The sequence below is a fragment of the Pseudomonas sp. GL_093 genome (assembly GCF_057837605.1).
On sequence record NZ_CM174448.1, the window covers coordinates 4,863,496 to 4,889,855 of the forward strand.

Consider the following 26,360-nt stretch of genomic DNA (forward strand, 5'->3'; position numbering starts at 1 on the left):
CCGCGTATCATATCCAATTTACATAAAACTGTACCAGCGCTGCGGCAAGATCTGCCTGCAAAGCCTGTTCCAGACACCACGCTTCGGCGTGTTTTTGCAGTTCTGGCCAGTGTTTTCGGGTCGATTGCCAGTGCGCGGTCATATTGTCACCCGCATTCCACGCTCGCCAAAGACCGCTGATCGCCTCGCGGGCAGGCTCGGACAGGCCTTTGGTGTACAGAGCGAGGAAGGCGTCGAGCTTGTCCAAGTGGATGTCTTCGTCCTGCTGATAGATGTGCCAGAGCAGCGGCCGGCCCGCCCATTGGGCGCGGACAAAGGAATCTTCACCGCGCACGGCGTTGAAATCGCAGCACCAGAGCAGGTGATCGTATTGATCCTGTCGGACGAACGGCAGCACTTGCACGGTCAATTCACCGCGCACGTGCACCGCGCCGGCCACCAGACCGTCCACACCGAGCCAACGTTCGACGTCCCCAAGAATCCTGCCTTCGGGCACCAGAAGATGCGTGGGCGTCGAGTCGGCAGCCATTGCTTCGAGCCAACTGGCCAGCCCGTTATTTTCGTAGGCAAACAGCGAGATCAACTGCGCACCTTGCGCGTGATCAACCCCTAAACCTTGCAGGAATTCTCGCTGAGCCTCGGGGTTTTGCTGAAACTGCTGACGACGCTCAAGCAATCCGCTTTCACGCAGCAAGCCACCGGTGCCCTTCTGAAACCCCGGAAAGAAGAAGAATTTTTGTACGCTCTTGTACTTCACCGACGGCAAGCCGTGGCAGCCGACGATCCAGTCCTCGGCACTCAGATAGTCGAGATTCATCCACAGCGGCGGTTTTTCCCGCTCGGCCATGGCCTCCATGTAAGCACTCGGCAATTGGCAGGCGAACGCGGCGATCACCACATCAGCGGCTTCAGTGGGCTGCCAGTCGGCCGTCCACTGGCGCACTTCGACGCCCTGCTGCCATTGCTGTGAGGCGTTGATGTCGATTTCCGGGCACAAGCGCTCGAAGGCTCGCAAATCATCGACCCACAAACGCACCGTCACCGAATGTTCGGCCACCAGTTGTCGGGCCAGACGCCAGGTCACGCCGATGTCGCCAAAGTTGTCGACCACCGCGCAGAAAATATCCCAGCGGGCTTTCATTTCACGCATTCCAGGCTCCCGTTGGCAAAGGCGCCGATTGTCCTCATAAATTACCCCGTGCAGAAGAGCCGACGGCGATTAATCTTCATGCGACAATCGCCACTCGCCCGCGACCACCCGCCAGGAGGCAGCCATGCCCTACCGTCCCAACCCGCGCCGCCCGTTGCCGATCCAGCTCAACGCCTTGCAACTGACCGGCAGCATTGCCCTGGGTGTGTGGCTGGGGTTTATCGCAATCGCGCTGACGTGCTGGCTCGCCTCTCGACTGTTGTTCAGCGAGCAGCTGGCGCCCGTGGCTGAAGCCGTGCAGCATCTGGCCAAACCACCGGTGGTGGTGCAACCGGTGCCGGATATTCCGCCGCAGAGCCCGTTGTTCGAACGGTACGAAGAGAACCTGCGCAAGAACGAGCAGCAGCAACGAATGGATCAGGCCCGCAGCACCGGCCGCAATCTGTCCAACCCGAAATGCCAGTTCTGGCTGCAACAGGACCAGACTGCGCCGAGCGAAAAAAGCCGCGCCAACGTCCTGCAATTCTGCGATTGATCAAGAAGCTCTCTATGCACAAGCCGACCGTCCACCAACTGATTCTCGACAAGCTGCGGATCGACCTCGACATCGCCGAGCGTGCCGCACAAACCGCTTACGAAACCGCGACCCACGAAGAAAACATTGCCGAGAACAAGTACGACACGCTGGGTCTGGAGGCTTCTTACCTGGCAGCCGGGCAAGCCAAAAGGGTGGAGGAAATCAGGCAGTCACTGACGCTTTGCCAGAACCTGACACTGCGCCCTTACGACGATCAGCGCGGCATAGAAGTCGGCGCCTTGCTCGGTCTGGAAGACGAAAAGGGTCGTGAGCAATGGTTGTTTCTGGCCCCCGACGCGGCGGGTTTGAAGGTCGACGTGGTGGGGCAATGGATTACTGTCATCACCCCTCGCTCACCGCTGGGCAAGAGTCTGCTGGGCAAGTTCGAAGGGGACGAGGTGGAGATTCTGGTGGCGGGTGCTCGGCAACAGTTTTCTGTTACCGAGGTGGTATAGCGGGAAGTGTCCTGCCTCACAAATACGTTCCTCTTTTGACGAGTGGCTGTTGTCGTCAGGCAAGGCGCCGCGACGAGTCATAGCCCGCTATGGCGAGGAGCGGCAACGCAGCATGACGGCAACAGACGCCGTCAAAAAGGAACAGTATTTGCGAGGCAGGACACTCAATTAATGGACCGGCAGTTCGACGCCGTCGAACAGCTCTTCCAGTTCCTGCTTGTTGTGGCACTGGATGGCCTTGGCCATGACTTCGCGGGTCAGGTGCGGGGCGAACTTCTCGATGAAGTCGCACATGAAGCCACGCAGGAACGTGCCGCGACGGAAACCGATTTTAGTAATGCTGGATTCGAACAAGTCGCTGGCATCAAGCATGACCAGGTCGCTATCGAGTTTGGCATCGACCGCCATTTTCGCCACGATGCCCACGCCCAGACCCAGGCGAACGTAAGTCTTGATCACGTCGGCGTCGGCGGCGGTGAACACCACTTTCGGTGTCAGGCCACGATGGCTGAACGCTTCGTCGAGCTTCGAACGGCCGGTGAAACCGAACACGTACGTCACGATCGGGTATTCGGCCAGCGCTTCCAAGGTCAGCTTCGACAGCTTGGTCAGCGGGTGGCCCTGGGGCACGACCACGCAGCGGTTCCAGCGATAGCACGGCATCATCACCAGATCACCGAACAGTTCCAGCGCTTCGGTGGCGATGGCGAAATCCACGGTGCCGTCAGCGGCCATTTCAGCGATCTGCATCGGTGAACCCTGGTGCATGTGCAGGGCAACGTCCGGGTATTGCTTGATGAAATTGCTGATCACCGGTGGCAACGCATAACGCGCCTGGGTGTGCGTGGTGGCAATCGACAGGGTGCCTTTCTTCTCGTTGGAGAATTCCTGGGCGATCTGCTTGATGCTTTCAACCTTGCGCAGGATCTCGCCGGCGGTGGTAATAATTCGCTCGCCGGCCGGGGTGACGCGGGTCAGGTGCTTGCCGCTGCGAGCGAAAACCTCGACCCCCAATTCGTCTTCCAGCAGACGGATCTGCTTACTGATGCCCGGTTGCGACGTGTAAAGGCTTTGGGCTGTAGCGGAAACGTTGAGGTCGTGGTGCGCCACTTCCCAGATGTAGCGCAATTGTTGAAGCTTCATATGAATCCCTCAAAGCAGGTAGACGCCACGGGCATCAGCGACGGTATATAACTATATTAATGGTTTGAAGAATAAATCTAGAACTTTTTTATCAAACGGCCACTATTCGTGTTCTGGTGTCCGGCCTCGTGAATACGCGAGGCAGGACACTAACGATCCCCTTGGCGACGACGTTCCACCAGCGGCACCAGATAGACTGGCACCCGAGACAGTTGCAGCACCCGCGCGGCAGTCCGGCCCAAAGGCGTTTCCGCGCCAGCACCATGGCTATGACTACCTACGATCAACAAATCCACGGAGAGTTTCTGCGCCTGGTCGAGAATCACCTGTGACGGATCGCCCTGAAGCACCCGCACCGCTTGAATCCGCTCCAGATCCTGCGCCCCGTCCTCCCCCAATTCTTCACGAAAGCTGTCGAGCACCCGCTGCTCGATATTGGCAATCACCGTATTCAGGCCCTGACTGTGAAACTCGTTCAATGCTTGCTCATCGAGGTAACTCTGAAGCACCGATTCGGCGAACAGCCCCATCGGTTCAACGGCGTGCACCACGTACAGATCGGCATTGAAAGTTCGCGCCAGCGCCAAGGCATGATGCATTACCAAAGGTGCGTACAGGCCGAGGTCAGTGGCGTACAACATAGAACGAATCATATGACCTCCTCGAGTGCCGACATGGCGGAGATTGATTCAGCTTAGCAGTGCCTTGGCGAGTACGACGTTTCGCGTAACGCGTTGAACCGTGGGCTTAAACCTTTTGCTCGTTGCTTATGCCATGCGGCACGTGGCCAGTGGCGACCACCTCGCGGGCCAGCTCGCAATGACCGGCCTGATCGTCGAAAAACACGTCGGCGGCAAAGGCTTCAAGAAACGCCGACTTGGTCAGGCCGCCGAGAAACAGCGACTCGTCCAGACGAATGTCCCATTCGCGCAAGGTACGAATCACTCGCTCATGGGCCGGCGCCGATCGCGCGGTCACCAGCGCGGTGCGGATCGGACAGGCGTCTTCCGGGAACTCGCGCTGCAACAGATTGAGGGCGGCGAGGAAGCCTTTGAACGGCCCACCGCGCAATGGCTCGCGGGCGGCTTCACGCTCGCTGGCCTGAAACGCTTCCAGACCACCGGACTGATAGACGCGCTCTGATTCGTCGGAAAACAGCACCGCATCACCATCGAAGGCAATGCGCAATTCGTCACTGGCCGCACGGCTGGCGCCACCCGACAGAATGGTCGCTGCGGCGAACCCGGCATCCAGTGCACTGCGCACGTCTTCGGCATGCGTCGAGAGAAACAGGTCGCAGCCAAATGCCTTCAGGTACGGATAAGGACTGCGTCCGCCGACAAACGCCGCACGGGAAATCGCCAGGCCATAGTGGTGGATCGAATTGAAAACCCGCAGGCCGGTGTCGGCACTGTTGCGCGACACCAGAATCACCTCGACCCGGGCGCGGCCAAGGCTGGAATTGAGGTTGAGGAGTTTCTGCACCAAGGGAAATGCATCACCGGGCTCGAGGATTTCGTCTTCGTGTTCGATCTGATATTGCCGATAGGCTTCGACGCCGCTCGACAGATAGACCTTGTGGCTTTCGCTCAGGTCGAACAGCGCACGCGAAGAAATCGCCAGCACCAGTTTGTCGTCGATAGTCTTTGCCATGCCCTTCCCCCTCAGGATGATCGACTCAGGTGTTACGTCGATCGATAAAACTCAAACTGCGATACAAGGCTTCGATTCGCGGCAACTCGCACCCTGCGGCCTTGGCTGCCGCCAGTGGCCGGGCGTAAATCGCATCCAGCTCAAGCGGTCGTTTGTGCAGAAAATCGTGGTACATGCTCGGCCAATAGTCCGGCATCTTCTCGGTCACCATGAACAGATGATCGGCATAACCGGCCGGTACGTCGTGACCGCAGGCGATTGCTCCCTGAACCACTTCCGCCATCAGAGCCTTGATCAGTTCCCGACTGTCGGCATCGGCCATCAACGGTGTGGTGCTTGCCCCGAGCAGCACCGACAGACCGTTGTAGGGAATATTCCAGACCAGTTTTTGCCAGCGTGTCTGATGCAGGTTCGCCATGGCCTGGGAGTCGATGCCGGCGGTACGGAACAGCCCGGCGCCCTCCTCGACAATCGCCATGCGCGCCTGCTCATCGGTTGCCGGGCCACTGTGATAGCCAACATTCACCGCGCCGAGCGCCTGATGAGTGATGACGCCTGGTCCGTCGCGATGAACGCAGATATAGCAGAGCCCACCGAGCACGTGCAGCGAATCGGGGAGCAACGCTCGCAGACTGTCTTCAACGTCCAGGCCATTTTGCAGCAACAACACTTTGGCATTCGGTGCCGCGGCTTGAATGATCGTCGGTGCCAGTTGCGCGTTACTGGTGGTTTTCGCACCCACCAACAACCAGTCACAGGGCGGCATGTCTTCGGCCGTCGAATAGGCCTGAACCGGATTCAACGTCAGCGCGCCGTGCATCGCACTGTCGAGCTTCAACCCGCGCTCGGCCACTGCCGAAAACTCACTGCGTAACAGAAAATGCACATCGAAACCGGCACGCGCCAGCATCAACCCGTAGAACCCGCCGATCGCGCCGGTTCCGATAATACCGATTGTCGGTTTGGTCACAGCCCCCATCATGGCAACTCCTCTGCAATTCGACTCAACGCCTGACCCACGGCTGCATTGAGCTCGGTGCTGGTCAGGCGCGATTTTAGTGCCCCGAAAAATTCACCGTCGCGTACCACAAACAGCGCCGGCAAATAAAAAACCTGATATCGCTCGACCACCCCGCCATTGTTCCCGGCATCGATCCAGCACAACCGATCGACGTCCAGGTCGAGTCGTGGCAATTGCTCACGGGCAAAACGGCAACTGGCGCAGCCGACGCTGGTGAAAATGACCAGCGACACACCGCTCATCGCCAGCAGCCGTTGGTCGGCGTCGAAATCAGTCAGTTCCAATTCGACCACTATACTGGGTGGAACAATGTCAGATGGCCGACACATGGAGTCCGTGTTCATGGGACGTTTTATTCCTCACCCTGACGATGTGCCCGTCGAATTAACGTTGCTCAAACCTGAGTGTATTTCACGGCAACAGCTGCACACTATCAGCCTCGGGGGCATGGCTTGCAATTATCACCGGGCGTGGCGCCACGGTACGGCGCTGGAAATTCGCATGCCGACCTTGAACCCCGACATGCGTTTTCTGGGCTATGTGGCCTGGTGCCTGCGACGAAAACGCGGTTATCTGGTAGGCATTGCCTTCGTTGACGAGCAGATGATGTTCAGTGCCCGGATGGGCGAGCAGGTGTGCCAGATCGAACGTTACTGCCGCCTGCATGACGCGCATGACGATCTGCAGGAAACCCAGGCCCTGGCCCTCGAATGGGTCCAGGAGCATGCCGACGAGTTCTCTCACGAGACGGTTCGCAAGGCATTTGCGCAGGTTGTACTGGATTAAACCGGTGTCTGCCCATTGTCGAGCCACGGTGTAACGCGCTAAGGTTCTGCTCCCCGACGCGCTTAATTTGCTGTGCTCCGCCGCGCGGGTTCGCTGGCGGCCGGCACCCGTGACCTGACGAGTAAACGATGGCTGATTTACCGATCAACGACCTAAACGTCGCTTCCAACGAGACGCTGATCACTCCCGATCAGCTCAAGCGTGATATCCCTCTGAGCGACGCTGCCCTGCGCACCGTCACCAAGGGCCGCGAAGTCATTCGCAACATTCTTGATGGCACCGACCACCGCCTGTTTGTTGTCATCGGGCCTTGCTCGATCCACGACATCAAGGCTGCCCACGAATACGCCGAACGCCTGAAGGCGCTTGCGGCCGAAGTGTCCGATACCCTGTATCTGGTCATGCGCGTGTATTTCGAGAAGCCACGCACCACCGTCGGCTGGAAAGGTTTGATCAACGATCCGTACCTGGACGATTCCTTCAAGATTCAGGACGGTCTGCACATCGGTCGTCAATTGTTGCTGGACCTGGCCGAGATGGGCCTGCCTACCGCAACTGAAGCCCTCGACCCGATCTCTCCGCAGTACCTGCAGGACCTGATCAGTTGGTCGGCCATCGGTGCGCGCACTACCGAATCCCAGACTCACCGTGAAATGGCCTCCGGCCTGTCCTCGGCAGTCGGCTTCAAGAACGGCACCGACGGCGGCTTGACGGTCGCTATCAACGCCCTGCAATCGGTTTCCAGCCCTCACCGCTTCCTGGGTATCAACCAGGAAGGTGGCGTGTCGATCGTCACCACCAAGGGCAATGCCTACGGTCACGTGGTACTGCGCGGTGGCAACGGCAAGCCGAACTACGATTCGGTCAGCGTCGCGCTCTGCGAGCAAGCGCTGAACAAAGCGAAGATCAAGCCGAACATCATGGTCGATTGCAGCCACGCCAACTCCAACAAGGACCCGGCCCTGCAACCGCTGGTGATGGAGAACGTCGCCAACCAGATCCTCGAAGGCAACCAGTCGATCATCGGCCTGATGGTCGAAAGTCACCTGAACTGGGGCTGCCAGGCGATCCCGAAAGACCTCGCCGACCTGCAATACGGCGTGTCGATCACCGATGCCTGCATCGACTGGTCCGCCACCGAAAACACCTTGCGCAGCATGCATGCCAAGCTCAAGGACGTGCTGCCGAAACGCGATCGCAGCTGATCACTTTTCGCCGCACAAAAAAACGCCGGGCTTGACCCGGCGTTTTTTTATGCGTTCGATTCTTTGAAAGGTTACTGGCTCAGCTTGGCCGCGTGCCGCTGATGACGCTCCATGTAGCGTTCCACGTAGGAACACGATGGAATGACGGTGTAACCCATTTCTTCAGCGTACTCCAACGCCTTCTCGGTCAAGGCGGCCGCTATGCCGCGACCACGCAGCGCGTTGGGCACAAAGGTGCGATAGATATCCAGGGTCTGTTTCCCCAGATCCATATAGGTCAGGTAGGCACGATGACCGTCCACATTGGTCTCGAACTGATGACCAGCCTGGTCATGGTGGATGGACAACGCCTCGCTCATCACTACTCCTCGCGGGTCTGGAATTCTGACCCCTACCTTACCGATGTTTTTCCGGCGAAGGAACATCTACGCCACCCCGTGCCTGAATGGACACCGAGAAGAACTGCACCCATCTCGCGCAACCGAGCACGTATCAAATAGTAGGCACCATTAGGCAGAAATGCTCAAGGTACGCTCGTCATCACGCTGGGGGGGCGGGGGTGCTGCTCCGGGTTACGCAGAGACGGCTCGACCAGGATATCTGAAGGTCGACAGCCTGAACATTGCCGGATGTTGAGACTTAAGACGAGCGCCCTTTGTTAAAGTCACCTGAACATGGAGAAAGATATGAGAGGCGCCACGCAGAATCCGAACAAAAGTGTAGACGAATCCATCTAGATAGACTTTAGCCAAGACTCGGAAAAGAGCTGTGAGCGCGCGGAACTTTTCTTCGGCGGCTCGCTCAGCTCGGGCCTCCCAGCTGGATATTTTTTAAACAATGCAGTTAAAAGTTGCTCGAAAAAGAATCAACGCCTACAATTTTTTTGGCTTCTTGCTTTACGTCAGTTTACTTACGACAAGTAATGGGTAGTATGTACGCCGGCTATTTCCTCAATCTGAGGAGACAGCTAACTTAATAGAAAGTCCTTGAAGGGGAACACGATGAACAACGTTCTGAAATTCTCTGCTCTGGCTCTGGCCGCAGTTCTGGCTACCGGTTGCAGCAGCGTATCGAAAGAAACCGAAGCACGTCTGACTGCTACTGAAGACGCAGCAGCTCGCTCCCAGGCTCGTGCAGACGAAGCTTACCGTAAAGCTGATGAAGCTCTGGCTGCTGCTCAAAAAGCACAACAGACTGCTGACGAAGCTAACGAGCGTGCTCTGCGCATGCTGGACAAAGCTAGCCGCAAGTAATAATCCCTCGGGATTGTTATCAAGCCGACCCATTTTTTGGGTCGGCTTTTTTATTGCCCGCTATTTCGTACAGGCAATAAAAAACCCGCCGACGCGGTCAGCATCGGCGGGCTCCTTTCAAGCATTACTGCAACGGGTCGATCGGCGCACTCGTCACCATCGCCGCCGAGGAATTCGGCACTCCGATTTCCACCGGCAGACCATCTTCGGCAGCAACCACGTCGCGGACCACATCCCAGTTCATGCGCAGGTTGTTGGTGATGTCCTCACGCTTGAGCATCGCGTTGATTACCGCGGTGTGCTTGTCGACCACAGAAGGGTTGCCCTTGTCGTCCAGCGGCGTGTGCGCTTCCAGATACACCTTGCCGCCACTGACACCGAACTTGTACGGGTCGCTGATAATGCGCACCGACGTGCCTACCGGCACCATGCTCGCCATTTCCAGCACGTTGTTGTTGAACATGCGGAAGCAACCGTGGCTGGTGCGCATGCCGATGCCGAACTTCTTGTTCGAACCGTGGATCAGGTAGCCCGGCGTGCCCAGCGTGAACTTGAACGGCCCCAGCGGGTTGTCCGGGCCAGCCGGCACCACGTTCGGCAGTGGATCGCCATCGGCGGCGTGCTCGGCCTTGATCGACGCTGGAGGGGTCCAGGTCGGGTTCGGCGTCTTGGCGGTGATGCTGGTATGGGCAATCGGCGAGCCCCAGCCTTCACGGCCGATACCCAGCGGGAAGGTGTACACCACGTTCCGGCCTTTCGGGAAGTAATAGAGGCGGTACTCGGCCAGGTTGATGACGATGCCTTCACGCGGGCCCGGCGGCAGGATGAAGCGTGTCGGCAGCACCACTTCGGTGCCAGCTCCCGGCAGCCATGGATCGACGCCAGGGTTGGCCGCGACCATTTCCGAATAGCCCAGATCGTAGGTGGTGCCAAGGTCGGCGAAGGTATCTTCGTACTTGGCCTTGATCACCTGGACCTGACCGACGATGTCTTCACCGGGCGGTGGCAGGGGCAGCTCCAATGCTGCTACGGGACCCGCCACACAGAGGGCGGCGAGAGACAGGTAGCGGGTGACGGCAGGAAAGCGCGGCAACATCCGGAAAATCCTTCGCATGATCGACAAGGGTATAAAAACGAGATTGTACACCGGCATCTGGAAAATCGGGGAGTTGACCGATAGCAAGCAATCTATCAGCGTCTAAAGCTCGAAACGCAGTTCCGGCCAGATCGGCGATGTGCCGCGTTTTTGCGATTCCAGAATGGCCCGGCACAGCGAGCACAGGCGCTGATCCTGGAACACACGGCGATCGACGCTCGACCAGCGCGGTTGTGCTGGCAACAGGCTGCCGCACAAGGTCCGGTCCGCCGAGCCGCCCAACTCCAGTTGACGGGTCACCAGATGTACCCGCACTTCCTGGCAGGCGAACAGATCCAGCTGTTCGTCAGGCTCGATCAGTTGGTAGGCAAAAAGTGACCAGGCAGGACGCGGCATCGGGGGCTCCAAATCGGGGGCGCCACCTTAGCCGAAACACCGCCGCTAGAAAAGCGTCAAAGCAGCGGTTTCAGTGTAGGCCAGACATTTTCCAGCAACTTGTCCTGAGCCCCGGCAGCCGGGTGCAAGCCGTCGGCTTGCATCAAGTCCGGATGACCGCCCACGCCGTCGAGAAAAAACGGCACCAGCGGGATTTTTTTCTCGTTGGCCAGTGTGCTGTAGACCTTCGCAAAGGCCTCGGTATAACGAACGCCGTAGTTAGGTGGCAATTGCATGCCGAGCAGCAGCACCTTGGCGCCACTCGCGCGGGAGCTGTCGATCATTGCTGCAAGGTTTTGTTGCAATTGCGTTGGCAGCAATCCGCGCAGGCCATCGTTGCCGCCCAACTCGAGGATTACCAGCTCCGGCTTATGCTCTGCAAGCAGCGCGGGCAGGCGCGCCTGGCCTCCGGCGCTGGTGTCGCCGCTGATGGACGCATTGACCACCTTATCGTCGAAACCTTCGCGCTTGAGCCGTTGCTCGAGCAATGACACCCACCCCAACCGGGTATCCAGCCCGAAACCCGCGCTGATACTATCGCCAACGATCAGGACTGTACCCGCCGCTGCGTTCTGGGCCATGCACATCAAGGCCAGGCCAGCACTCAAAAACCACACACGCATCGGATTCTCCATGGGCGCAAGCATTCTCACCGCGAAGAACCTCAGCAAAGTGGTTCCCAGCGCGGAAGGTGAACTGACTATCCTGCACGAACTCAGCCTGGAACTGAACAAGGGCGACAGCCTGGCTATCGTCGGCGCCTCCGGTTCCGGCAAGTCCACCCTCCTCGGCTTGCTCGCTGGCCTCGACCTGCCGAGCAGCGGCGACGTCACCCTCGCCGGGCAAGCCCTGAGCAATCTCGATGAAGACCAGCGCGCCCGTATCCGGGCCGAGCATGTCGGGTTTGTGTTTCAGTCCTTTCAGCTGCTCGACAGCCTCAACGCCCTGGAAAACGTGATGCTGCCGCTGGAACTCGATGGCCGAAAAGACGCCCGCGAACGCGCCACCGAGCTGCTGCAACGGGTCGGCCTGGGCCAGCGACTGACCCATTCGCCACGCCAGCTTTCGGGTGGCGAACAGCAGCGCGTGGCGATTGCCCGCGCGTTTGCCGCAGAACCCGATGTGCTGTTCGCCGACGAACCCACCGGCAACCTCGACAGCCACACTGGCGAGCGCATCAGCGATCTGCTGTTCGAACTCAACCAGGAACGCGGCACAACCCTGGTGCTGGTAACCCACGACGAACGCCTGGCACATCGCTGCCGACGCCTGATCCGCCTTGAAGCCGGCCTGCTGGTCGCCCCTCTGGAGCCTTGATGGCACGCCTGCCGCTGTTGCGCCTGTTCAGTCTTGCCTTCCGCCAACTAATGCGCGACGCCCGCGCCGGTGAGTTGCGCGTGTTGTTCTTTGCCTTGCTGGTGGCCGTGGCGGCGAGTACCGCCATCGGCTACTTCGGCGCCCGCCTGAACGGCGCCATGATGCTGCGCGCCACCGAGTTTCTCGGTGCCGACCTGTTGCTCGAAGGCAGTTCACCGGCACGGCCCGAACAGATTAAAAGCGGCACGGAGCTGGGCCTCGAACACGCTCAAGTGGTGGAGTTTTCCAGCGTCATCGCCACTGACAATGGCATTCAGCTGTCCAGCATCAAAGCTGCCGATGACGTCTACCCACTGCGCGGCGAACTGAAAAGTGCCCCGGCGCCCTTTGCCCCGGAAGAAACCGGTGGCGGACCGAAACCCGGTGAAGCCTGGGTCGAAGCACGACTGTTGACCGCGCTGGACCTGAAGATCGGCGACAGCATCGACGTCGGCATGCGAACCCTCAAACTGGCGCGAGTGCTGACCTACGAACCGGACCGTGCCGGCAACTTCTATAGCCTCACGCCGCGGGTGCTGATCAACCTCAGCGACCTCGCCGCGACCGGCGTGGTGCAACCCGGCAGCCGGGTCAGTTACCGCGAACTCTGGCGCGGTAAAGCCGAGGCCCTGGAAACCTACCGTAAATTGATCAAACCCGGTCTGGCCGCCAACCAGCGTTTGCAGGATGCCCGCGATGGCAACCGACAGATCGGCGGCGCCTTGGGCAAGGCCGAGCGTTATTTGAACATGGCCAGTCTGGTGGCGGTTCTGTTGTCGGGTGTGGCAGTGGCGCTGTCGGCGACGCGCTTCGCCACCCGCCGATTCGATGCCAGTGCATTGCTGCGTTGTCTGGGGCTGTCCCGACGGGAAACCATGGTGCTGTTCAGTTTGCAGCTGACGGTGCTCGGGCTGCTCGCCAGCTTCAGCGGTGCCCTCATCGGCTGGTTCGCGCAGCTGGGACTGTTCGCGCTGCTGCATGATTTATTACCGACCGACGTTCCACCGGGCGGTCTGTTTCCAGCCATCGCCGGGATCGGCACCGGGCTGGTGGCGCTGGCCGGTTTTGCCTTGCCGCCACTGGCGGCACTGGGTCGAGTACCGCCATTGCGGGTCTTGCGTCGGGACATGCTGCCGATTCCTTCCAGCACCTGGATGGTTTATGGCGCGGCATTGGGCGCCCTCGGGCTGATCATGTGGCGTCTGAGCCTGGACTTGGTATTGACCTTCGCCCTGCTCGGTGGCGGTGTGATCGCGGCGTTGGTGCTTGGCGGCTTGCTGTTGCTGCTTCTGAAGAGCCTGCGTCGAATGCTGGCGCGCGCCTCTTTGCCGTGGCGCCTCGGGCTAGGTCAATTGCTGCGTCACCCACTGGCGGCCGCGGGGCAATCCCTGGCCTTCGGTTTGATTCTGCTGTCCATGGCGCTGATCGCATTGCTGCGCGGCGAGTTGCTGGACACCTGGCAGAACCAGCTACCGAAAAACGCGCCCAACTATTTCGCGCTGAACATTCTGCCGGCGGACAAACAGGCGTTCATCGATCGCCTGATCAAACTGTCGGCGCAATCGGCGCCGCTGTACCCGGTGGTACCGGGACGGCTGATCAGCGTCAACGGCGAGCCGGTACAGGAAATCGTCAGCAAGGATTCGGCCGGTGATCGAGCGATCCAGCGCGACCTGAGCCTGACCTGGGCGGCGGATTTGCCGGCGGGCAACAAACTCACGGCGGGTAACTGGTGGACCGAACAGACGCCAGACGAGATTCCCGGCGTATCGGTGGAAGGCAAAGTCGCCGAAAGCCTGAAGCTCAAGCTCGGCGATCACATGGTGTTTACCGTGGGCGGCGTCAATCGCGAGGCGAAAGTCACCAGCCTGCGGGAGATCAACTGGGACAACTTCCAGCCTAACTTCTTCATGATCTTCCAGCCCGGCACACTGAAGGATCTGCCGGCGACCTACCTGACCAGTTTTTATCTGGCGGCCGGTCATGACCAGCAAATTGTGGATCTGTCCCGGGCGTTCCCGGCGGTGACCATCTTGCAAGTCGAAGCCTTGCTCGAGCAGCTGCGCAGCATCCTTGCCCAAGTCACCCTGGCGGTGGAATACGTGCTGTTGTTCGTGTTGGCGGCGGGGATGGCGGTGTTGTTTTCAGGCTTGCAGGCGACGCTCGATGAACGCATTCGCCAAGGCGCATTGTTGCGAGCGCTGGGGGCCGAGCGGCAACTGTTGGTCAAGGCCCGGCGGATCGAGTTCGGTTTGCTTGGGGCGGTCAGCGGATTGTTGGCGGCGCTGGGGTCGGAACTGGTGAGTCTGGTGCTCTACCGCTACGCCTTCGACCTGCCGTGGCACCCGCATCCGTGGTTGCTGGTGTTGCCACTGATCGGCGCGGTGCTGATCGGCGGTGCTGGCGTGTTCGGCACACGTCGCGCGCTGAACGCCAGCCCCCTGACAGTCTTGCGCGAGGGTTGATAGACTCAAGCTCTCTCCACCACAAGAAGTTGCCATGAGCCGTTATCGCCCTCCCCGCACCGCTGGCACCGCGCTGATCACCCCCGAAGGTGAAGCGCGGATGCGGGCCGAGTTTCATGAGCTCTGGCATGTGCGCCGGCCGCAGGTGACACAGTCGGTCAGCGAGGCCGCGGCACAGGGAGATCGCTCGGAGAACGCCGAATACACCTACGGCAAAAAAATGCTGCGCGAGATCGACAGTCGCGTACGCTTTCTCACCAAGCGGCTGGAAGCGCTCAAAGTCGTCAGCGAAAAACCGAGCAATCCAAACAAGGTCTATTTTGGCGCCTGGGTCACGATTGAAGACGAGGACGGGAAGGAGTCGCGCTACCGCATCGTCGGGCCGGATGAACTGGATTTGAAACTGGGCCTGATCAGCATCGATTCGCCGTTGGCCCGCGCCCTGATCGGCAAGGCGCTGGACGCCGAGGTTCGGGTCCAGACACCGACCGGTGAGCAGTGCGTGTATATCGTCGCGATCGAGTATCTTTGAGCCGCAGCGTTCAACGCCTCAACGGCGGGTAATCAGCCCCTGTCGGGCAACGCGAATCAATTGCTTGATCACTTCGGGGGCGTCCTCGAGGCTGGGCGATTGAATCACCGCCAGATCGAAACTGTCGCTGGCAAATCGAGCCAGCGATTCACCCTCTTCGACAAACTGGATCAGGAAGGCCGCAGGCCCACCGGTGCGACGTGGCCAGCCATCGAGATAACGCAAAAGTGTCGGCTGATGTTTGCCGCCAAGCAGGATTTTTGGATTGCGCTGGGTCTGGTGTGCCGTGATCGGCGCGGGGCGTATAACGGGGCTTAGTGCATTCATTGTGTCGTGTCTCTGCCTCAAAAGTCTGCATGGCAGGTGAGAGGCAACACCGAACCAGCGCTTTAGCGGTATTTCGAAGCCTGTTTCAAGCTTCTATCGGCAACTGAATGAGTCACCTGGCGCCCCGCAAGTAGCTGTTTAAATCGGCGCATAGGCAGCATCCTAGAGAAGCTGACCGGACAGTGTCAAGAATGACGAGCACAAAAAAGGCCCGCGCTATGCGGGCCTTTTCATTGAACCAGAGCGGTCAGCCAGCGATAGCGCGGTCAGCCGAGAGCTTGCCGGCGCCTTCGATCAACACCGCGATAGTGCCACCGAGCAGGGCCAGGGCGAATTCATAACCGTTGTTGACCATGAACAGACCGTGAGGGAGATGCACCGAGAAGATCGCCACCAGTGAGAGGATGGTCAGGCCCAGGGCTGCCGGGCGAACCAACAAGCCGATGATCAAGGCCAGACCGGCGAAGAACTCGGTACCACCGGCCAGCGTCGCCATCAGGTAACCCGGCGCCAGGCCAATGCTTTCCATGTACTGCGCGGTGCCCGCCAGACCGTAACCACCGAACGCCCCGAAAAGTTTCTGCGAGCCGTGGGCTGCGAAGATGATGCCGACGAAGATCCGCAGAAGGGTCAGGCCGTAGCCAGCGCGGGTAAACAGTACCTTGTTGATCAGTGTGCTCATGCTGTGTCATCCGTTGTCAGTGTGTGTTGGTTGGCCGCTATATTAATCAGTAAATTTCATGTTAAAAGCGCAATAAATTCGCCATAACAATCAGTTTATTCGATCACTTACGTGAGGCAACTTTCTGCCCCTGGGGCTCCAACGACTCCCGCTCCCGATCGAACGCCAAGTAATACTTGTTCACGCTATTAACATAGCTGACGGCGCCCATTCCCACCTGCTCCATGGCAATGCGCTCGACCTGGAAGAACCACTGATTGGGATTCAAACCGCGCCGACGAGCCTCGGCACGCATGCCCTGAACCCGCTCCGGCCCCATGTTGTAGGCCGCCAGCACGAACGCCATGCGCTCGCGCTCGTTGAGTTTGGGGCTGGCAAAGAACTTGCGGCGGATCATCGCCAGGTACTTGGCCCCGGCCTGCACATTGGCGTCGAGATCCTGAATGTTGTTGACCCCCACCCGCTGGGCGGCGGACGGGGTGATCTGCATCAGGCCGGTAGGACCGCTGCCACTGCGGGCATTGGGTTGCAGGGCTGATTCCTTGAACGCCAGGGCCGCCAGGTTCAGCCAGTCCATACCTTGGGCTTCGGCGTGCTTCTGCAGCACTGGTCGAAGTTTCTCGAGCCGCTGCCGATCAGCCTTGGCCAATGGATAGTGCACTTGATACAGACGTCGATAGATCCGCAGGAACGCGGCATCCTGATCCGATGGTTTTTTGTAACCGGTCAGGAAGCGATCAATGCTCGCGCGCAACATTGAGGCGTCGCGGCGCACGAACCAGAACTCTTCGCCCGGCTCACTGATGAGCACCTGCCGATCGAAACGCAACTTGGGCAGGATCTTGCCCCAGCGCTCGGCAATGGGTTGTTCGACGATCGTCAGGTGAAAGATTCCGCCCTGGACCATCTCCAGCACATCCTCGACCGCCAGACTGGGATCGACCCACTCGATGGTCACCGGTGGCAGTTTAAGCAGTGCGAGCTTTTGATTGATCTGACTGACCGCGTCCCCGGCGGCACTGCCGGTGGGCAACGCCAGGGTCTTGCCAGAGAGTTGTTCGAGACGGGTGTAACGTCGCTCGCCTTTGATCCCGACCAATATCAACGGGATGTTGCTGGCAATCGGTTCACTGGTGCTGATCGCGTGGCCCGGTTGCAGGTCCAGCAGTTCCCCCGGTGCGACCAGATCACCCTCGCCGCGCTGCAAAGCGCCGATCAGTTGATCCTTGCCCTTGGGAATGATCTTGAGGGTGATTTCCTGACCGTCACGGGCGTGACCGTTGAGGTATTGCTCGAAGGCACGCAAGCGATGGTATTCAACACCGATGGCCTGGCCCTGGACTTCGCCGGAGCTGTTGCGGCTCTGGTTGACCAACACGCGCAGCACGCGACTGCTGCGGATTTCCGCCAAGTCGCGCACTTTGGCCGAAGGCACGGCTTGCAGCGGCCCGGCCAGACGCGCAACCGCCGGCATCGGCAGCAGCAACGAGCAACACAGCAGTAGCAGAACCGAGGGACGTATCATCCACTCTCCAGAAAGAATACTGGGCCGACCTCAAGAATTTTCATGAAATCGAACGACAGAAACAGAGCGCCGTGAGCGCTGGCAAAGTGCGAAAGACTGGCACAGTGATGGCACCTTAGCCACCCTGACCTGTCTCGCGGCATCAAGAGACAGCTTTAACTCATTGTAGTTCTTGGCTTTTCTTATAAATCTACAGCTCTGATATGCTTTCCGGCCTTTGGTCCGAGGTAGCACCATGCAACTCATCGATATCGGCGTCAACCTGACCAACCCCAGTTTTGCCGACAAACACCAGGCTGTACTCGACCGCGCCTACGCTGCCGGGGTCTGCCAATTGGTGCTCACCGGCACCAGTGTCGAGGGCAGCGAGCAGGCGCTGGAATTGTGCCGGCAACTGGACGAAACGGCTCAACGGCTGTTCGCCACCGCCGGCATTCATCCCCACTGCGCCAGCGACTGGAACGCCGACAGCGCCCAGCGTCTGCGCAGTTTGCTCAAAGAGCCGAACGTCGTGGCGGTGGGTGAATGCGGGCTGGATTTCAACCGCGATTTCTCGCCGCGCCCACAGCAGGAAAAAGTTCTGGAAAAACACTTGGAGTTGGCAGTCGAGCTGCAATTGCCGGTGTTCCTCCACGAGCGCGATGCCAGTCAGCGCTTGCTGGAGATCCTTCGCGATTACCGTGATCAATTGCCGGCCGCCGTGGTGCATTGCTTCACGGGCGAAAAGAAGGCGCTGTTCAGTTACCTCGATCTGGATTTGCACATCGGCATCACCGGCTGGATCTGCGACGAGCGCCGGGGCACGCACCTGCATCCGTTGGTGAAAGAGATCAAACAGGGACGGCTAATGCTGGAAAGCGATGCGCCGTATCTGTTGCCGCGCAGTCTGCGACCCAAGCCGAAGAATGGTCGCAACGAACCGGCGTATCTGACCGAAGTGTTGCGTGAAGTGGCGTTGCATCGCGGGGAGAGCGAGGAAGATCTGGCTGCTCACAGTACGGCGTGTGCGCGAGCGTTCTACGGGTTGCCTTCTGTTGATTGAGGCCGCTTCAACGCTATCGCGAGCCTGATCCAGGCCCGCGATACAAACGTCGCGGTCTTAGTGGCTGCTGCGCATCATCTCTTTAGGCATGTACTTGCCGATCTCGAACTTGCCGATCGCCGCGCGGTGCACTTCGTCCGGGCCATCGGCCAGGCGCAGGGTGCGTTGCATCGCATACATGTAGGCCAGTGGGAAATCGTTGGACACCCCTGCCCCGCCATGGATCTGGATCGCCCGGTCGATCACCCGCAAGGCTACGTTCGGCGCGACAACCTTGATCTGAGCGATTTCGCTTTTCGCAATCTTGTTGCCCACGGTGTCCATCATGTACGCCGCTTTCAACGTCAGCAGGCGCGCCATGTCGATTTCCATCCGCGAGTCGGCAATCTTGTCGATGTTGCCGCCCAGACGTGCCAAAGGTTTACCGAACGCAGTACGGGTTACCGCCCGTTTGCACATCAGTTCCAATGCACGTTCGGCCATGCCGATTGAACGCATGCAGTGGTGAATCCGACCCGGGCCAAGGCGACCCTGAGCGATTTCAAAGCCGCGTCCTTCGCCCAACAGGACGTTTTCGTACGGCACGCGGACGTTTTCGAACAGTACTTCGGCGTGGCCGTGAGGTGCATCGTCGTAACCGAACACTGGCAGCGGACGAACGATCTTCACGCCCGGAGCATCCACCGGCACCAGAATCATCGAGTGCTGGGCATGACGCGGCGCGTCAGGATCGCTCAGGCCCATGAAGATCAGAATCTTGCAGCGTGGATCGCAAGCGCCTGAGGTCCACCATTTTTTACCGTTGATCACCCACTCGTCGCCATCACGCACGGCGCGGGCCGCCATGTTGGTGGCGTCGGACGAGGCCACGTCCGGCTCGGTCATGGCGAACGCCGAGCGGATTTCGCCGCGCAGCAGCGGTTCGAGCCAGCGTTGCTTCTGCTCTTCGTTGGCGTAACGCACCAGTACTTCCATGTTGCCGGTGTCTGGCGCCGAGCAGTTGAACGGTTCAGGGCCCAGCAGCGAGCGACCCATGATTTCGGCCAACGGCGCGTATTCGAGGTTGGTCAGGCCGGCGCCGAGTTCGGACTCCGGCAGAAACAAATTCCACAAACCTTCAGCCTTGGCCTTGAGTTTGAGCTCTTCCATGATTGCGGTCGGCTGCCAGCGATCGCCCTCGGCGACCTGGCGCTCGAACACCGCTTCGGCGGGATAAACGTAGGTGTCCATGAACGCGGTCACGCGCTCACGCAGTTCTTGCACCTTGGGCGAATAAGCGAAATCCATGGGCAGCTCTACCTTTTAACGGAGGGTTTTGATGAGTTGTTCAGGTCATGCAATCGATGCTAGAACAGCTACGAAAATTTACCTAGCCTATTCTCGGCGTGTATTAACATTCATCACCGATATATGATCGGCTAATCGAGAGCCCAACAATAAGAGTGCAGCGCAATGAATCTGAGCAAGGTCGACCTCAACCTTTTCATCGTCTTCGACGCGATCTACACCGAAGCCAACCTGACCCGTGCCGGGCAGATTGTCGGCATTACTCAACCGGCGGTCTCGAACGCTCTGGCCCGTCTGCGCGAGACCTTCAATGACCCGTTGTTCGTGCGTACCGCTCAGGGCATGGTCCCGACGCCCATGGCGCAGAACATTATCGGACCGGTGCGCAACGCCCTCTCCTTGCTGCGGGTGTCGGTGCAGGAAAGCCGTATTTTCAACCCGTTGCAGGCGGTCAAGACGTATCGCATCAGCATGACCGACCTCACCGAAGCGGTGATCCTGCCGGCACTGTTCCAGCGCCTGCGGCGCCTGGCGCCGACGGTGATCATCGAAAGCTTTCTGTCCAAGCGCCGCGAAACCACCAAGGAACTGGCGGCCGGGCGTCTCGATTTCGCCGTCGATGCACCGCTCAACACCGACCCGCAAGTGCGCCACGTCAAGTTGATGGAAGACCGTTACGTGTGCGCCATGCGCAAAGGCCATCCGCTGGCGGGTAAAGAGAAGTTCACCCTCGATGATTACCTGTCGCTGACCCACATCCATATCTCCAGCCGCCGTAGCGGTCTGGGCCATGTCGACCTGGCCCTGGGCAAAATGGGCATCCAGCGCAAGATCGCCCTGCGATCCCAGCATTACTTGATGGCATCTCAGGTGTTGCAGCAGACCGACATGGTCATGACCGTGCCGGAACGCTTTGCCCGTCGCCACGATTTGTACTCGGTGAACCTGCCGGTCAACGATGTGCCACCGGTGGAAACCCACCTCTATTGGCACGAAAGCACTGATCAGGACCCGGCCAACCGCTGGATGCGCGAGCAGATGATCGAGTTATGCCAGCAAGTTACCGCACATGAGAAGAAGCTCGATAAAGTGTAGGACTGGACACCGAGGCGCCCCCATCGCGAGCAAGCTCGCTCCCACATTGGATTTGAGTTCACCTCGGTCCAGTGTGGGAGCGAGCTTGCTCGCGATGAGGTCCGCAAGAACACTGAAGATTCATGCCGCTTGACGTAAACGTCAACCTGCCTTTAGCTTAGCGCTATGACCTTTTTCGAGCGCTTCCATGAGCAGCCAGACCTATAGCATTTCCGACCTCGCCCGCGAGCTCGACATCACCACGCGGGCTATTCGCTTTTATGAAGAGCAAGGCCTGCTCAGCCCCGAGCGACGCGGTCAGGAACGCATCTACTCACCCCGTGACAAAGTCAGCCTGAAGCTGATTCTGCGGGGCAAGCGCATTGGTTTCTCCCTGGCCGAATGCCGCGAGTTGATCGAACTCTACGACCCCACCGGTGGCAATCAGAAACAGCTGCAAACCATGCTGACCAAAATCGCCGAACGTCGTGAACAGCTCGAGCAGCAAATGCTCGACATCGAACAGATGAAGCTGGAACTGGACACCGCGCAGGAGCGTTGCACACAGGCGCTGGAACAGACCATCAAGAATCAACAGACCGTTCAGTAGTCCTTAACCCACAGGTGAATTGCTTATGTCCCTTCCCGCCCACGTACGCCTGGTCGAAGTCGGCCCACGCGACGGTCTGCAAAACGAAGCCCAACCCATCAGCGTTGCGGACAAGGTGCAACTGGTCGACGCGCTGACCGCCGCCGGTCTCGGCTATATAGAAGTCGGCAGTTTCGTTTCACCCAAATGGGTACCGCAAATGGCCGGTTCCGCCGACGTCTTCGCACAAATCCAGCGTAAATCGGGCGTGACCTATGGTGCACTTGCACCGAACCTGCGCGGGTTTGAAGACGCCATCGCGGCCGGGGTCAAGGAAGTCGCGGTGTTCGCCGCCGCGTCGGAATCGTTTTCGCAGCGCAACATCAATTGCTCGATCAGCGAAAGCCTGGAGCGCTTCGTGCCGATCATGGACGCGGCCAGGCAACACGGTGTCAGCGTGCGCGGTTACGTGTCCTGTGTGCTGGGCTGCCCTTACGAAGGTAACGTGGCGCCGGAACAAGTCGCTCGAGTCGCTCGCGAGCTCTACGCGATGGGCTGCTATGAAGTTTCCCTAGGCGACACCATCGGCACGGGCACCGCTGGCGCGACCCGCAAGATGTTCGACGTGGTCTCAGCCGATGTACCCCGTGAAAAACTGGCCGGACACTTCCACGACACCTATGGCCAGGCCATGGCCAACATCTACGCCAGTCTGCTGGAAGGCATCTCGGTGTTCGACAGCTCGATCGCCGGCCTCGGCGGCTGCCCGTACGCCAAGGGCGCCAGCGGTAACGTCGCTACCGAAGACGTGGTTTACCTGCTCAACGGCCTGGGTATCGAGACCGGTATCGACCTGGACGCCTTGATTCTGGCCGGTCAGCAGATTTGCACGGTGCTGGGGCGACCGACCGGTTCGCGCGTGGCCAAGGCTCGTAGCGCACAGTGAGTGCGCGGATGTGTCCGGGTGTTACCGCTGCGTCTGAAACGTGGGGCACAAGCGAGTAACACGGAAACAAATTGTCGGGTTTTGACTGAACGAAAAACCCGACAAAAACTTAAGACGTTGATTTTAAAGGCTTTTTAAAAGTTGGCACGCCTTCTGCTATCTCTATTACATAACAAGAACAAAAAAAGCGGCAAACCTAATAAAAATAAGACGTAACGACTCTGACATAACAAAAACAACACGGCAGAGACGCAGCTAACAGATTTTTTTGGAGAGGATGTGCTTTTCAGGGTGCTTTTCGGAGTAACCCGCAACCGGGCAGAGAACAATAAAACTACCTTCAGGTAGCTCCCGAACTGGTTGGATCGCTTAGCGAAAAAGTAGATCAGCGCTCAAAAAAATACGTTTGCTCTTGATCCCGGATGGGGATCGACAAAAACAGCGGTAAAGGGCCACGGTTTCAAAAAACAACAACAGACCGCCCCTCAATAATAAAAAAAGAGCACGCGCAACGACAAAATTAAAGGGGAGCTTCGGCTCCCCTTTGTGCTTTCTGGCATTCAGGTTTTCCTCGATCAAATTGTGGGAGCGGGCTTGCTCGCGAAGGCGGCGTGTCAGTCACTGCATGTGTCGACTGATCCACCGCCTTCGCGAGCAAGCCCGCTCCCACAAGGGGATTGTTGTCAGTCTTGGTTACCGCGCAACTCCTCGATACTGATCTCACGCATCCGAAACTTCTGGATCTTCCCGGTCACGGTCATCGGAAACTCATCGACGAACTTAAAGTAACGCGGTGTCTTGAAGTGCGCGATGCGCTCCTTGCACCACGCTTGCAGCTCTTGCTCGGTGGCGCTGTGGCCCGGATGGAACTTGATCCACGCAACAATCTCTTCGCCATAACGCGAGCACGGAATCCCGATCACTTGCACATCGGCGACAGCCGGGTGGGTGAAGAAGAACTCTTCCAACTCCCGCGGGTAAATATTCTCACCGCCGCGGATGATCATGTCCTTGTTACGTCCGGCAATGCATACGTAGCCTTCGTCGTTCATGCTCGCCAGATCACCGGTGTGCATCCAGCCGGCCTGGTCAATCGCTTCCGCGGTGCCTTGCGGGTTGTTCCAGTAACCGAGCATCACGCTGTAGCCGCGGGTGCACAGCTCACCGATAGTGCCGCGCGGCACGAGGTTGCCCGCCTCGTCGATGATTTTGCTTTCCAGTTGCGGCTGAGTTCGGCCGACGGTGGTGACGCGCAATTCCAGTTCGTCTGACGGACCTGTCTGCAACGACACCGGACTTGTTTCCGTCATCCCGTAGGCAATCTGCACCTCGCTCATGTGCATTTCACTGATGACCCGACGCATCACTTCGATCGGACAAGTCGCCCCGGCCATGATCCCGGTGCGCAGGCTCGACAGATCAAATTCAGCACGTTTGGGCTGATCGAGCATGGCGATGAACATGGTGGGCACACCATAGAGCGCGGTGGCCTTTTCCTCAGCGACAGTGGTCAACGTCAGCAGCGGATCGAAGGCATCGTTGGGGTAAATCATGGTGCTGCCGTGGGTCATGCAGCCGAGGTTGCCCATGACCATGCCGAAGCAGTGATACAGCGGTACCGGGATGACCAGACGATCACTCGCGGTCAGGCCGAGGCTTTCGCCGACCATGTAACCGTTGTTCAGAATGTTGTAGTGACTGAGGGTCGCGCCCTTCGGAAAACCGGTGGTGCCGGAGGTGTACTGGATATTTACCGCCTGGTCGAAATGCAGGCTGTGCTGTCGTTCGTTCAACTGCTCGGCCGACACGCTCCCCGCGAGATCGGTCAATTGCGACCACGGCAGGAAGCCCGATGGCGGCTGAGGATCAAGGCTGATGACACCGCGCAGCTCCGGCAGTCGTTCGCTCTGCAACTTTCCGATGGATTGCTCAGCCAGCTCGGGAACGAGGCTTTGCAGCATTCCGTGATAGTCGGAGGACTTGAAGGCGCCAGCGCAGACCAGCCATTGGCAACCGGATTGCTTCAACACGTATTCAAGTTCGGAGCTGCGGTAGGCGGGGTTGATGTTGACCAGAATCACGCCAATTTTCGCGCTGGCGAACTGGCTGATACACCATTGGGCGCAGTTCGGTGCCCAGATACCCAGACGATCACCGGTCTGCAAACCCAACGCCAACAGCGCTTTGGCATGCAGATCCACGGTTTCGGCCAGTTGCTGCCAGGTGTAGCGCAACTGTTGATGGCGCACGACCAGCGCCTCCCCGGTCGGATACTTCGCGACGGTGTTATCGAATGCCTGGCCGATGGTCATCGCCAGCAAGGCTTTGTCCTGGGAACCGCGGGTATAGCTGCGCTGCGGGCTTGCACTGGGTTGATCCATGACGACCCCTATTGTCTTTATTAGTGGGTTGTTGGAACGAGGCATATGGCTAGCCCCGATCATTCAGAACTGGCTCTACTCTCGCTCAAGTTGACGTTAACGTAAAGGGTGATTGACAGCCATTCGTCACAGGCTTACGTTAACGTAAAGGTGAGAACCACATCACGGCCCTCCCTACCCTACAAAAAAGCCAAAAGGTGACCCATGAGCTACCCATCCCTGAACTTTGCCCTCGGTGAAACCATCGACATGCTGCGCGATCAGGTTCAGTCCTTCGTCGCCAAAGAGATCGCACCACGCGCTGCTCAGATCGACATCGACAACCTGTTCCCCGCCGACCTGTGGCGTAAATTCGGCGACATGGGCCTGCTGGGCGTGACCGTACCGGAAGAGTACGGCGGCGCTGGCCTGGGTTACCTGGCCCACGTGGTGATCATGGAAGAAATCAGCCGCGGTTCGGCCTCGGTCGCCCTGTCCTACGGCGCGCACTCCAACCTCTGCGTCAACCAGATCAACCGCAACGGCAATCACGAACAGAAAACCAAATACCTGCCGAAGCTGATCAGCGGCGAACACATCGGCGCCCTGGCCATGAGCGAACCGAATGCCGGTTCTGACGTGGTGTCGATGAAACTGCGCGCCGACAAACGCGGCGATCACTACGTCCTGAACGGCAGCAAAACCTGGATCACCAACGGTCCGGACGCCAACACCTACGTGATCTACGCCAAGACCGACCTGGAAAAAGGCCCCCACGGCATCACCGCGTTCATCGTTGAACGCGATTCCAAAGGCTTCAGCCGCAGCAACAAATTCGACAAGCTCGGCATGCGCGGTTCCAACACCTGCGAGCTGTTCTTCGATGACGTGGAAGTGCCGGAAGAAAACATCCTCGGCGTGCTCAACGGCGGCGTGAAGGTGCTGATGAGCGGCCTCGATTACGAACGCGTTGTCCTGTCCGGCGGCCCGACAGGGATCATGCAAGCCTGCATGGACCTGATCGTGCCGTACATCCACGACCGCAAGCAGTTCGGCCAAAGCATCGGCGAATTCCAGCTGATCCAGGGCAAGGTCGCCGACATGTACACCCAACTCAATGCCAGCCGTGCCTACCTCTATGCGGTGGCCCAGGCGTGCGAGCGTGGCGAAACCGCCCGCAAGGACGCTGCTGGAGTCATCCTCTACAGCGCCGAATGCGCGACCCGAATGGCCCTCGATGCGATCCAGATTCTCGGTGGCAACGGCTACATCAACGAATTCCCGGCCGGTCGCCTGCTGCGTGACGCCAAGCTGTACGAAATCGGCGCCGGCACCAGTGAGATCCGTCGCATGCTAATCGGTCGCGAACTGTTCAACGAAACCCGCTAAACGGAGCTGTCC

Annotated in this window: 28 protein-coding genes; 13 read left to right on the forward strand and 15 right to left on the reverse strand. The window is 59.0% G+C overall.

Features of this window, described 5'->3' with window-relative positions; translation table 11 throughout:
• Positions 1 to 7 precede the first annotated feature (7 nt).
• Positions 8 to 1,150 (reverse strand): elongation factor P maturation arginine rhamnosyltransferase EarP, encoded by a 1,143-nt coding sequence (gene earP / locus AC3IUE_RS22460; RefSeq protein WP_489263790.1) that lies wholly within the window; start codon positions 1,148 to 1,150, stop codon positions 8 to 10.
• Positions 1,151 to 1,274: 124 nt separating this feature from the next.
• On the opposite strand from earP, the gene AC3IUE_RS22465 reads away from it, so the two are divergent.
• Both AC3IUE_RS22465 and AC3IUE_RS22470 read left to right on the forward strand, forming a co-directional pair.
• Positions 1,275 to 1,685: a hypothetical protein gene (locus tag AC3IUE_RS22465; RefSeq protein WP_046047527.1), complete on the forward strand. Its 411-nt coding sequence runs from the start codon at positions 1,275 to 1,277 to the stop codon at positions 1,683 to 1,685.
• A 14-nt stretch (positions 1,686 to 1,699) separates the two neighbouring features.
• Positions 1,700 to 2,182 carry a GreA/GreB family elongation factor gene (locus AC3IUE_RS22470; RefSeq protein ID WP_129436979.1) on the forward strand — a complete coding sequence of 161 codons (483 nt, stop codon included), beginning with the start codon at positions 1,700 to 1,702 and terminating at the stop codon, positions 2,180 to 2,182.
• A 168-nt stretch (positions 2,183 to 2,350) separates the two neighbouring features.
• Here AC3IUE_RS22470 and cysB read toward each other — a convergent pair whose 3' ends face one another.
• The 5 genes from cysB to AC3IUE_RS22495 form a co-directional block, all read right to left on the reverse strand.
• Positions 2,351 to 3,325, reverse strand: coding sequence for an HTH-type transcriptional regulator CysB (gene cysB, locus AC3IUE_RS22475; RefSeq protein ID WP_008148549.1), 975 nt, complete (start codon positions 3,323 to 3,325; stop codon positions 2,351 to 2,353).
• A 149-nt stretch (positions 3,326 to 3,474) separates the two neighbouring features.
• Positions 3,475 to 3,978 (reverse strand): universal stress protein, encoded by a 504-nt coding sequence (locus AC3IUE_RS22480; protein ID WP_046047529.1) that lies wholly within the window; start codon positions 3,976 to 3,978, stop codon positions 3,475 to 3,477.
• Positions 3,979 to 4,072: 94 nt separating this feature from the next.
• The gene (locus AC3IUE_RS22485) at positions 4,073 to 4,978 is read right to left on the reverse strand and encodes a 5'-nucleotidase (RefSeq protein ID WP_223430592.1); all 906 of its coding nucleotides are present in this window, start codon (positions 4,976 to 4,978) and stop codon (positions 4,073 to 4,075) included.
• A gap of 25 nt (positions 4,979 to 5,003) precedes the next feature.
• A complete protein-coding gene (locus AC3IUE_RS22490; protein ID WP_489263792.1) occupies positions 5,004 to 5,960 on the reverse strand; it encodes a putative 2-dehydropantoate 2-reductase in 957 nt (318 codons plus the stop codon).
• Complete coding sequence (locus tag AC3IUE_RS22495; RefSeq protein ID WP_489263793.1) at positions 5,957 to 6,343, reverse strand: YbbN family protein; 387 nt, start codon at positions 6,341 to 6,343, stop codon at positions 5,957 to 5,959. Before AC3IUE_RS22495 ends, AC3IUE_RS22490 begins: the two co-directional genes overlap by 4 nt.
• On the opposite strand from AC3IUE_RS22495, the gene AC3IUE_RS22500 reads away from it, so the two are divergent.
• Positions 6,342 to 6,785 (forward strand): PilZ domain-containing protein, encoded by a 444-nt coding sequence (locus AC3IUE_RS22500; protein ID WP_056740326.1) that lies wholly within the window; start codon positions 6,342 to 6,344, stop codon positions 6,783 to 6,785. The two genes, AC3IUE_RS22495 and AC3IUE_RS22500, sit on opposite strands and share 2 nt — an antisense overlap.
• Positions 6,786 to 6,913: 128 nt before the next feature.
• On the forward strand, positions 6,914 to 7,990 hold the full coding sequence (locus tag AC3IUE_RS22505) for a 3-deoxy-7-phosphoheptulonate synthase (RefSeq protein ID WP_056740324.1): 1,077 nt from the start codon (positions 6,914 to 6,916) through the stop codon (positions 7,988 to 7,990).
• Positions 7,991 to 8,061: 71 nt separating this feature from the next.
• Here the strand turns inward: AC3IUE_RS22505 and AC3IUE_RS22510 are convergent, their stop codons facing one another.
• Positions 8,062 to 8,349: a GNAT family N-acetyltransferase gene (locus AC3IUE_RS22510; RefSeq protein ID WP_008057026.1), complete on the reverse strand. Its 288-nt coding sequence runs from the start codon at positions 8,347 to 8,349 to the stop codon at positions 8,062 to 8,064.
• A gap of 642 nt (positions 8,350 to 8,991) precedes the next feature.
• Between AC3IUE_RS22510 and oprI the strand changes: the two genes are divergently transcribed.
• Positions 8,992 to 9,243, forward strand: coding sequence for an outer membrane lipoprotei OprI (oprI, locus tag AC3IUE_RS22515; RefSeq protein WP_002553018.1), 252 nt, complete (start codon positions 8,992 to 8,994; stop codon positions 9,241 to 9,243).
• 124 nt (positions 9,244 to 9,367) lie between these two features.
• On the opposite strand, the gene AC3IUE_RS22520 is transcribed toward oprI, so the two are convergent.
• The 3 genes from AC3IUE_RS22520 to AC3IUE_RS22530 all read right to left on the reverse strand — a co-directional run bounded on the left by AC3IUE_RS22520 (position 9,368) and on the right by AC3IUE_RS22530 (position 11,397).
• On the reverse strand, positions 9,368 to 10,339 hold the full coding sequence (locus tag AC3IUE_RS22520; protein WP_461999232.1) for a L,D-transpeptidase family protein: 972 nt from the start codon (positions 10,337 to 10,339) through the stop codon (positions 9,368 to 9,370).
• Positions 10,340 to 10,441: 102 nt separating this feature from the next.
• A complete protein-coding gene (locus tag AC3IUE_RS22525) occupies positions 10,442 to 10,735 on the reverse strand; it encodes a hypothetical protein (RefSeq protein WP_003226812.1) in 294 nt (97 codons plus the stop codon).
• 56 nt (positions 10,736 to 10,791) lie between these two features.
• On the reverse strand, positions 10,792 to 11,397 hold the full coding sequence (locus AC3IUE_RS22530; protein ID WP_282376523.1) for an arylesterase: 606 nt from the start codon (positions 11,395 to 11,397) through the stop codon (positions 10,792 to 10,794).
• Positions 11,398 to 11,407: 10 nt separating this feature from the next.
• On the opposite strand from AC3IUE_RS22530, the gene AC3IUE_RS22535 reads away from it, so the two are divergent.
• From AC3IUE_RS22535 to greB, 3 genes are read left to right on the forward strand one after another with little or no spacing between them, the layout of a single operon-like run.
• Positions 11,408 to 12,091: an ABC transporter ATP-binding protein gene (locus tag AC3IUE_RS22535; protein ID WP_033057202.1), complete on the forward strand. Its 684-nt coding sequence runs from the start codon at positions 11,408 to 11,410 to the stop codon at positions 12,089 to 12,091.
• The gene (locus tag AC3IUE_RS22540) at positions 12,091 to 14,595 is read left to right on the forward strand and encodes an ABC transporter permease (RefSeq protein WP_489263795.1); all 2,505 of its coding nucleotides are present in this window, start codon (positions 12,091 to 12,093) and stop codon (positions 14,593 to 14,595) included. Before AC3IUE_RS22535 ends, AC3IUE_RS22540 begins: the two co-directional genes overlap by 1 nt.
• 34 nt (positions 14,596 to 14,629) lie before the next feature.
• Positions 14,630 to 15,127, forward strand: a complete 498-nt coding sequence (greB, locus tag AC3IUE_RS22545; protein WP_489263796.1) for a transcription elongation factor GreB — start codon at positions 14,630 to 14,632, stop codon at positions 15,125 to 15,127.
• A gap of 18 nt (positions 15,128 to 15,145) precedes the next feature.
• Here greB and AC3IUE_RS22550 read toward each other — a convergent pair whose 3' ends face one another.
• From AC3IUE_RS22550 to AC3IUE_RS22560, 3 genes are all read right to left on the reverse strand, one after another.
• Positions 15,146 to 15,454, reverse strand: a complete 309-nt coding sequence (locus AC3IUE_RS22550; RefSeq protein ID WP_046047536.1) for a hypothetical protein — start codon at positions 15,452 to 15,454, stop codon at positions 15,146 to 15,148.
• 247 nt (positions 15,455 to 15,701) lie between these two features.
• Entirely contained in the window at positions 15,702 to 16,136 is a 435-nt protein-coding gene (locus tag AC3IUE_RS22555; protein ID WP_461999235.1) for a DoxX family protein, read from the reverse strand.
• A gap of 103 nt (positions 16,137 to 16,239) precedes the next feature.
• Complete coding sequence (locus AC3IUE_RS22560) at positions 16,240 to 17,661, reverse strand: MltF family protein (protein ID WP_489263797.1); 1,422 nt, start codon at positions 17,659 to 17,661, stop codon at positions 16,240 to 16,242.
• 235 nt (positions 17,662 to 17,896) lie between these two features.
• On the opposite strand from AC3IUE_RS22560, the gene AC3IUE_RS22565 reads away from it, so the two are divergent.
• Positions 17,897 to 18,703, forward strand: coding sequence for a TatD family hydrolase (locus tag AC3IUE_RS22565; RefSeq protein WP_489263798.1), 807 nt, complete (start codon positions 17,897 to 17,899; stop codon positions 18,701 to 18,703).
• 57 nt (positions 18,704 to 18,760) lie between these two features.
• Here the strand turns inward: AC3IUE_RS22565 and AC3IUE_RS22570 are convergent, their stop codons facing one another.
• The gene (locus tag AC3IUE_RS22570; protein WP_489263799.1) at positions 18,761 to 19,990 is read right to left on the reverse strand and encodes an acyl-CoA dehydrogenase; all 1,230 of its coding nucleotides are present in this window, start codon (positions 19,988 to 19,990) and stop codon (positions 18,761 to 18,763) included.
• A gap of 165 nt (positions 19,991 to 20,155) precedes the next feature.
• Here AC3IUE_RS22570 and AC3IUE_RS22575 point away from each other — a divergent pair, with 165 nt between their 5' ends.
• The 3 genes from AC3IUE_RS22575 to AC3IUE_RS22585 all read left to right on the forward strand — a co-directional run bounded on the left by AC3IUE_RS22575 (position 20,156) and on the right by AC3IUE_RS22585 (position 22,599).
• Positions 20,156 to 21,085 (forward strand): LysR family transcriptional regulator, encoded by a 930-nt coding sequence (locus tag AC3IUE_RS22575; protein WP_046047541.1) that lies wholly within the window; start codon positions 20,156 to 20,158, stop codon positions 21,083 to 21,085.
• Positions 21,086 to 21,272: 187 nt separating this feature from the next.
• Positions 21,273 to 21,674, forward strand: a complete 402-nt coding sequence (locus tag AC3IUE_RS22580) for a MerR family transcriptional regulator (protein ID WP_056740306.1) — start codon at positions 21,273 to 21,275, stop codon at positions 21,672 to 21,674.
• A gap of 25 nt (positions 21,675 to 21,699) precedes the next feature.
• Positions 21,700 to 22,599 (forward strand): hydroxymethylglutaryl-CoA lyase, encoded by a 900-nt coding sequence (locus AC3IUE_RS22585; protein ID WP_489263800.1) that lies wholly within the window; start codon positions 21,700 to 21,702, stop codon positions 22,597 to 22,599.
• Between the two features lie 683 nt (positions 22,600 to 23,282).
• On the opposite strand, the gene AC3IUE_RS22590 is transcribed toward AC3IUE_RS22585, so the two are convergent.
• Positions 23,283 to 24,980 (reverse strand): AMP-binding protein, encoded by a 1,698-nt coding sequence (locus tag AC3IUE_RS22590; protein ID WP_489263801.1) that lies wholly within the window; start codon positions 24,978 to 24,980, stop codon positions 23,283 to 23,285.
• Between the two features lie 204 nt (positions 24,981 to 25,184).
• Between AC3IUE_RS22590 and AC3IUE_RS22595 the strand changes: the two genes are divergently transcribed.
• Positions 25,185 to 26,348, forward strand: a complete 1,164-nt coding sequence (locus AC3IUE_RS22595; protein ID WP_046047545.1) for an isovaleryl-CoA dehydrogenase — start codon at positions 25,185 to 25,187, stop codon at positions 26,346 to 26,348.
• The last annotated feature ends 12 nt before the right edge of the window (positions 26,349 to 26,360 follow it).